Source organism: Neglectibacter sp. X4, from assembly GCF_009917365.1.
Lineage (GTDB): Bacteria > Bacillota > Clostridia > Oscillospirales > Acutalibacteraceae > Acutalibacter.
In genome coordinates this window covers 1-8,341 of sequence record NZ_QWLE01000076.1, presented here as the reverse complement: position 1 = coordinate 8,341, position 8,341 = coordinate 1, and the positions used below count along the sequence as shown (strand labels likewise).

Genomic DNA, 8,341 nt, shown 5'->3' with positions numbered 1-8,341 from the left:
TCCGCACCAGCCGCAGACCCTATCCTCCCTCGTCTGTGCCATAGCCTGCAAATAACACTCCCGGCTGCAGTACTCCCTGCCATGCCACCTTTCGCTGGTGAACTCTTTTCCGCAAAACGCGCATCTGCGCATTCCCGGCTCACCGGACGGGTTTCTTGCAGCGCAGCCCTTCAAGCAGTCTGTAACGCAAAAAATGAAAATTCAAGGAGGGTTTCATTATGAAAAAGCAAAATAGCAGTCGCGGATTTTCGCTTGAGCAGCAAACCATGGGCAAAAACAAGGCCCGTAGGGCCGAAAACTCTGAACGTCGAAAAAATGGCGTTCAGAGCGCACGCCAGCATCGCATTTGTGCAGACCCTTGTGCGGACAAGTGTGCAGACAAATGCCCGGGCAGGGGAGAATCCCCTGCAACCCCTAAAATTAAAAATAATAGGATGATTTTTTGGAGAGACAAAGAAAGTCTGACATGAGATTGAGCGAGAGGGACTTCAAGCTGTTGGAGCGCCGGGCGCGAAAATGCGGGCTGAGCAAGTCCGCTTACATACGGCAGTTGCTCCACGGCTACAAGCCAAGGGAAACTCCGCCTGCTGACTACCACGCCGTGAGACGAGAGCTGTGTGAGATTGGCAATAATCTGAACCAGGTCGCGTTTGTGGCCAACGCCACAGGGCTGGTGGATGAAGCCGCTTACTATGAGAACGTGGTTCAGTTGCAAGATGCTTTGCGCCGCATTGAAATGGCGGTAACAGGTGATGGGTTGGAAGAGAATCTCATAGATAACTGAATAATCAGAGGGCGAACAAAATTAGCACTGGAGTGCTGAACAGCCCAATACTTTTTTGTTGGCATGCTTTCATGTAAACTCAGGGAAAAAGAGGTGTGAGCAAATGCACATTCCGGTACCGCACAGTCCGAGTATAAAAGGGAGGGGCAGCGCTTGCTGTCCCTCCTTCGTCACATGCATCTTTATTTCATGAAATTTTTAAGCATTTGCGCCACCTCGGCCCGGGTAGCCAGCCCTTTCGGGTCTAGGATACCACTCCCCTTGCCGTTGATGACACCGTTCTCTGAGGCCCACAGCAGGGCAGCTTTTGCGTAGTCACTGACCTTATCCGCGTCGGTGAAAGCCAAAGCTGCGCCTGCCGCTTTCGGCTCCCCTGCGTACCGCCAGAGCATGGTGGCCAACTGCTCCCGGGTGATGGGGTCGTTGGGCCCAAACTGTCCGTTTCCGTAGCCGCCGACGATGCCCTGTTCCGCGGCCCAGGCCGCGCCCTCAGCGTACCACTGGCTGTTGTCCACGTCGCCGAAAACGCCTGTGAGGGCCTGCTCCGGGTTGCTCTCCAGATTGTGCAAGACAACCGCCAGCATGCCCCGGCTCATAGCGGTATTGGGACTGAACTGGCCGGGCGCGGTGCCGTTGAACAACTCGTGAGCGCTGGCAAAGGCTACCGCGTCAGCGGCCCAACTGTCGGCGGGCACATCGTCAAAGGTTTTGCTGTTGTCTACGATTATCAGCTTGGCGGAGCCGTCTAGAGGCACAGTCACACTGGCTTCCCCGGCCACGGACTTGCGTACCACTTCGCGAGTGCCGTCCTCTCGCACCAGCATGGCGACGGTGCCGGGGGTTGTATCCTTCGCAGGCACGGTAAGGGTGATGCCGCCGGGAATGCTCTCCACAACCTCGCCGCCTGCCGTGACGAGCAGCTCCACCGAATCCCCTGTCTGCTGGGCGGTGACAGTAACCGTGCCTCCCGCGCTGGCCAGACTGCCCAGCCCGCCGTTGGGGATGGTCACGTCCGCCACGGAGGTGGACACGATGAGGCTGGCGCTGGTCTGGGTGCCTATCTGCCCCACGGTGGCGGCGGGGATGGACACCTCGGTCTTAGTGGCGTTGCCGGTTTTGGGGGCGATCACCACCGTCTCGCTCTTGTTCGCCACGGCCTGCTTGACGATCTCGTTGCCCATGCTTGTGCTAACGGTTGCAGTAGCCGTGCCGCCCTGGGTGGTGGCCGTAGGGGTGGCGGTGGTCTGGGTGGCATTTTGGTTAGTGTCCGTGGTGACAGACTGGCTGGGCGGAGTGGTGGTGCCGCCGGAACTGCCGCCGCTGGAAGGTTTGGCAGTCACCGCCAGGGTGCCCGGCACATAGGTAATAGCCGTGTTGTAGTTGACTGTTGCCGGAACAACCGCGCCGCTGGCGATGATGGGATAGCTGCCCGCTTTGCTCATATCCGCGTCGCAGGTCAGGGTGGGAGCGGTGGTTAGTTCCTCGCCGTCGGCCAGGCCAGACACCGTATAAGTCAGGTCGGGCCGCGCGCTCCCCACGGTGGCGGACTTGTTGTCTGCGGTGATGGTGACGGTGGCCTTGTCGATGGTGAAATTTACCACTGTACTGCCAATATATTTGTCGCCGCCTACAGCCGCTGTCAGGGTGTAGCTCCCGGCGTTGGTGGGGGCCGTGCCGCTGCTCCAAGCGTAATTGACTTCTGCGTCCGTGACTACAGTGCCGTCCAGCGTCTTGACTGCCGGGGTGCCGGTATATTCGACCGCTTTGCCGTTATAGGCCCGCCCGGCCACGCTGATACCGCTAATCTCTACGGGTATTTTATCGGTGACGGCCACAGTGGCCGTTTGGGTGGCGGCGGTGTACTTGCCGTCTACAGCCGTAGTGGTTGCGGTAACGGTAACAGTTGTGCCTACCCCCGTCTCCGTTGGGATGGTAAATTTGCCATCGGTGATTGGCATCGCTTCACCATTTCCGACTTTATAGGTCAACGTGGCGGCTGGCGCATCAGTTAGCGCGGAATTGTGCGGATTCTCCACCTTGCAGTCAACGGTGACGCTGCCTCCCGCGACCTGATGGGAAGGGGCAGTCAGAGTAATCTTCGGCGCGGCAGGGTTCACGGTCACGCTGGCATTGACATTCGCCGGGATATTGTAGTTTGCGGTGTCGCTGGGGGTGAACGTCACGGGGAAAGCCCCGTCTGCCGTGGGCCGGGTGTCCCCATTGGCCCAGCTCCAGCTCCCGGCAACATCCAGGCTCCCATTTTTCGCTGTGCCGCCCGTCAGGGTGCTGTCGGACAGCTTCTGCCCGTACTGGATGGCCCCCGTGGGCGCGGTCAGGGTGGGGGTGGCCTTTTCGATGGTAAATTTCGTCGTCGCCGAGCCTGTGAAATATCCCTCCTTGCCGGTAACGGTCACAGTAGCTTCACCGGCTCTGATGTTATTTGAATATTCAACAGTATAATGTTCTGAAGAGACTCTATTTCCGTTTGCCTCGACAGTGACCGAAGGCTCCTTCTGCGTGCCGTCATATCGAATTATTTGTCCCGTGGAACTCAGCTTAACCTCCAGCAAAGCCTTGCAGTAAACGCACCGGCTGTCCTCCCCGAAGGTGCAGTATTCCAGCTCAGTTTCTAAATTGCAAGCTGTACATTTCTTTTGGTGCTCTCCGGGGCCGCTGATATAACCATAACTATGCGTACACTCAGCCACCGTGACAGGGCCGGATATTTCCGTATTAGCCAGCACGCCCGTGACAAGCTGCCCGTCACGGTAAAAGGCATATCCAGCGCCCAGGAACACATAGAAAGTTTGATTAGCAATTTTTACGCCCGAAGTATACGTCCCGCCGCACAGATCCAGCCCCCCAGTCTTCTGAACAAGGCTCCTGCCGTCTGCAGCTGATATTGTGCCATCGCCCTCAATGGTTACAAGACTATCACCGTTAATTTTTATCGCGTCCCCTTCGCCTTTATTGTGGATATTATGCCCATTCAAGTCCAGGGTACAGCCAATTTCTATCGAGAGGGTTTTCTCCAGCTCCATATCCTGCAAAAGCCTAACGGTGGCGCCGTTATTAAGAATAAACGCAAGCTCCTCCTGCAAGTCGTTCACCTTGGTGACAACGCCCCCCTTCTCCACCTCTGCCACGGCGGGCACGGCGGTAACGTTCCACTTAACCGGGGCGGCGGTAATTCCCGTCACCTTATAAGCTCCGTTTACCAAAGTGAAGGTGGCGTTTGCTGTGTCCTTGAGCACAAGGATATAGCCCTCCGCCGGGGAGATGGTGAAGCCATCCCCGATGAAGTTTTTATCATCTGCAAAAGAGCTATACTTAACGTTCTCGGCTCTATTGAAAGTTGTGTCCCAATAGACATTGGCTTGGTTCTCAGTGATTGTGCCGCCTTGCCTATTGTAGACTTTGCCGTTGTTATGATTCAGATTCACCGTACCGCTATTGCTTTTTACAGTTGCGTAGTTGCCGTTGTTATTTATAGTTCCATCGTTACTCTCTACCTTTGCAAAAGAACCATTACTATCAATTATTATACCGCTACCGCCGTTTGATCCAACTATCCCCTCATTTGTTTCAATGGTTCCATAGTTTGCGTTCACATTGTCAGATTGAACCCAAGCCGAGGGATTCCTAGTATTCCGAATTATCGTGCCGTTATTAAGATTCACATAGCCCATATTGCAGTCAATTGTGCCTGTGTTCTCCCCGATGGTGCCCCTGAAGCCGGGTTCACCGCTGGTGGAGCTGTTGTTGGTTACTGTACCCTTATTACCGCTGATACGGCCGCTGTTTTCCTTCACAATACCGTCATTCTTGTTGGTGCTGATTTCGCCTCCAACGGCGTTCACCGAGACTTTACCGGAATTGGAGGCAATCCGCCCGTCTTGCTCATTTCTCGTTACAGTGCCGTAATTGTTTATGATTATGCCAAAATTTCTCTCCACGGTGCCGTAATTGTTTATGATTTTGCCGTAATTGGCAGCCATTGTTTCATTGGGTTCTAGTATTTCCAGTTCTTTACCCTCTGCTAAATTACTTGCCGCAAACGCCTGCATGGGGAACATGCCAAGGCACAGGGTCAAGGCGAGCAGAATACTCATAAATTTCTTCATAATAATACCTCCATTATTATATCAACCCCAGGCTCCGCGCCGCCAAAATGGCGTCGGCCTTGTGGGAGACATTCAGCTTCCGATAGTTCTCCTTGGTGTGATAGCGCACGTTGTCCGGCTTCAGGCCCAGCCTTTGGGCGATCTGGTTCACCGACAGCCCATCCGCCTGCAAGCGCAGGACTTGCAGCGCCGTGGGGTGGAAATCCGCCGTGGTGGCCCCACGCTTTTTGAGATACAGCGGGTACCGCCGGGCCATTTCCTCGGTTTCTGTGAGCAGCCGCAGCAGCCACTTTTTGTCGAGGGCTCCGCCCTCCAGCAGCGCCTTTTTCTCTTTCTGCAAGAGGGGCCACACCGCCGCGCCCTCTTCCGTAATCAGGCGCAGGAACCGGAAATGCTCCGCTTCTTTCAGCACTTCTCGAAATTCCTCCTGCCACGGCCCGCCCATGCGCTCCTTGGTGATGGCCGACAGCAGCCCCGTCTCCATGCGGATGTAGGCCCGACCCGTCTGCTCCCCGTAATAGCGCAGCTTCTCAATGAGCGCCTGGGCTTTTATGTGCTCCCCCCGCGCCAGGTAGCACCGCACCTTGGTTAAGTATCGGTACCTTTCCATGCTGCAAAACTCCACGTCCTCATCGGGGGCCACTTTTAGCCAGCGGACCGCAGCATCCATGTCGCCCTTGTACAGCGCCAGACGGCAGCGCATGGCCTGCATGTTGGGCAGCAGTTGGGTGACGTGCCGCTCCTTCACCGCCCGCTGGAAGGAATCCAGCAGCTCCTGCGCCGCCTGCAGGTCCCCCTGCAGCACAGCCAGCCGCACCCGTATGCCCACCGCCGCGAAGGCGATCTCCAGCATGCCGCCCCGTTCGGTCTCCATCTGGGCCTGGGTCAGCAGGGCCATCACCTTGTAATTGTCCTCGCCTTTTTCGTAGTAGCTTTCCCCCAGCGCGGCCTTGGTCAGCCCTTTCCCGTAGCGGCCCAACACCCGCTCCACCAGCGGACCCACAGTCTTTGCCAGCACGGTGTCGTTGGGGCTCCAGTGACAGAAGTCCTTGCCGCCGTTCATGGTAGACGGAAGGTTGCTGGTGACGGAAAACTCCGGCAGCTTATTCCCCTTGTCGAACAGCAGGGCCGGTATCCGCTTCATGACCTCCAGCACGTCCCGGCTCCCCCGGTGGGGCAGGCCGATGTCCAAGTAAGCCAGGCGGCTCTGCGCCTCCCGGCGCACGCCGCCCTTGGCGGCTGTGGCGAAGGTCTTTAGTTTTTCGTACCAATATTCGCTTTTTTCCCTGTCCATCAGCATGGAATAGAGCATGCTTATGCCCGCCATCAAGACCGGGCTGTCCTCGATTTCCTGCTCGTCCAGGCCGAAATAGTAGCGGCGCAGCTCGTAATAATGGCCGTTGCCAGGGTTCATGCGGGCGTTGTGGATAAGCAGGTTTTTGATGCGCTCCGTCTTGCCGCATTCCTCGAACAGCCGCAGGGCCGGGACGGTCTCATTGTGCATCTCATAGTACAGGGCGGCGTTGTACTGGAAATCCTTGAATCGCTCCGTGCCGTAAACCTTCAGCGCCCGGTTGCGAAGGGCCTGCACCAGCACGGGCCGCAGGCGGTACACGCCATCCTCTTGGGTGAGGAAATTCCCGGCCTCTGCTGCCCGTTCCAGCAGGGCGGCCACGTGGAGGTTCCCGGAGATCATCGCCGCCAGCTCCGGGGTAAATGCATCCACCACGCTTATTTGCATCAAAAATTCCAGCAAGTCGCTGTCCCAGCCCACCAGCACTACGTTTTCCAGGTAGTTGGCGAACGCGTCCCATATTTCATCGCGAAGCGCCGGGCCGGGGTGCAGCCCCTCCTTCATGCGCAGCGCCACATGGTGGAGAGCGTAGGCGTTGCCCTCGGCGGTCTCCTGCAAGTAGCGGATATCTTCCTCCGTATAGTCGATGCCCAGGGATTCCAGATAACCGGTGATCTCCCCGCGCCCCAGCCGCAGGTCGCTTTCGGAAATGACGATGAAGCCGCCCTGGACATACCGGGGCAGGAGCCAGGAGGGGACGGGGCTGCGGCTGATGAGAACCAGCCACACGTCCTCCCGCTCCGCCAGTGCCAGAATTTCCTCGCGCCGTTCCTCGCTTTTCAAGCGGTGCAGGTCGTCTATCACCACGATGCGGTCATGGGGGCTGACGTCCTCCCAGGGCAGCTCCTCGCAGGAAAGATAGGCGTATTTCCGGCCCGACAAAAACTGGCGCACCAGCTCTGTTTTGCCGTAGCCTGTGGCCCCGTAGAGGTAGACGTTTTGCGGAAGGCTCCGGGCGGTTTTCAGTTTTTTCAAGGCAATTTTTGGCGCGATGTAGCTCTTATTCACGGTTTATCCCCCCAAGAGACGCAAAAAAGCCGCCCGAAAAGCACGATGCTTTCCGAGTGGCTTCGGTAAAAATATGGGATTACAGAGAAAATGGGCGCAATTATCCCTTGCTTGCTTGCTTGCTTGCTTGCTTGCTTGCTACACGATTATCCGCAAACATTTGAAAATTGCAACTCCTTTCTTGTAAAATTTATGTGAATTTTAGGAACGCACACTACCAAACTCATACAAACTATAACATTTTACCATTATCGCTATGCCCCTGTCCACTCCACAATCATGTAGTTTGGCATGCTCTTTTGCTTATTCTTGAAATATTCCCACTGCTCCACAAGCGGAAAGGAAAAAAGCAGCCCGCCCATCGTCCTATGTTGAAACTTACCGTGCTGCTCCAGACTTTTTCTTTCTGCTTTAATCTACTTAGGCAACCGCCGTACAAGTCAGAGCAGTTGTGGTATTACCATGACAGCTCCAACTTTGTACGGCGGTTTTGTTTGCCTTAATAAATTGATACTCTAGTTCTGCCACTACCCCAAAGAGGGGTACAAAACCAGCCAAAACGGCATCTTCCAGAATCTGACAGTAGTCCCCAATATGGTTATAGGTGAAGTCACCGGGGAAGTTTGGCAGCGGGGCTACAAAGTCATTATCGGCCACCGGCGGCTGGCGGCCGCGAAAGCGGCGGGCCTTGAAAAGGTGCCCTGCGTGGTGGCCGACATGACCCCCAAAGAGCAGCTTCAGACCATGCTGCTGGAGAATATGCAGCGCTCCGACCTGACGGTGTACGAGCAGGCCCAGGGCTTCCAGCTGATGCTGGACATGGACAGTACCATGGAGGAGATCGCCGAGAAGTCCGGCTTCTCCCAGACCACGGTACGGCGGTGGGTTAAAATGATGGAGCTGGATCAGGAGAAGCTCAAGGAGGTGAGCAAGCGGCAGCTCTCCCTCGCCGACTTTGACAAACTGGCGCAGATTGAGGATATCAAGGTCAGGAATAGCCGAAGGGGCGCGCCTTGCCCTGTTTACAGGCGACGCCGCCCGGCAGCGGTGCGTGTCCGCCTCTGCCGCGGC

The 8,341-nt window shown here is 56.4% G+C and carries 5 protein-coding genes; 3 read left to right on the top strand and 2 right to left on the bottom strand.

The annotated features are described in order from the left end of the window. Positions 1-218: 218 nt before the first annotated feature. Together D1841_RS15555 and mobC are read left to right on the top strand one after the other, a co-directional pair. On the top strand, positions 219-470 hold the full coding sequence (locus D1841_RS15555; protein WP_160644491.1) for a hypothetical protein: 252 nt from the start codon (positions 219-221) through the stop codon (positions 468-470). Next, the gene (mobC, locus tag D1841_RS15550; RefSeq protein ID WP_160644498.1) at positions 467-784 is read left to right on the top strand and encodes a plasmid mobilization relaxosome protein MobC; all 318 of its coding nucleotides are present in this window, start codon (positions 467-469) and stop codon (positions 782-784) included. The genes D1841_RS15555 and mobC overlap by 4 nt, the downstream gene beginning before the upstream one ends. Before the next feature lie 182 nt (positions 785-966). Here mobC and D1841_RS15545 read toward each other — a convergent pair whose 3' ends face one another. After that, positions 967-4,908 (bottom strand): S-layer homology domain-containing protein, encoded by a 3,942-nt coding sequence (locus tag D1841_RS15545; RefSeq protein ID WP_160644492.1) that lies wholly within the window; start codon positions 4,906-4,908, stop codon positions 967-969. 16 nt (positions 4,909-4,924) lie between these two features. After that, complete coding sequence (locus D1841_RS15540) at positions 4,925-7,270, bottom strand: LuxR C-terminal-related transcriptional regulator (RefSeq protein WP_160644494.1); 2,346 nt, start codon at positions 7,268-7,270, stop codon at positions 4,925-4,927. Between the two features lie 564 nt (positions 7,271-7,834). On the opposite strand from D1841_RS15540, the gene D1841_RS15535 reads away from it, so the two are divergent. Beyond that, the coding region (locus D1841_RS15535; protein WP_347564036.1) for a ParB/RepB/Spo0J family partition protein at positions 7,835-8,341 on the top strand (507 nt) is incomplete at its 3' end.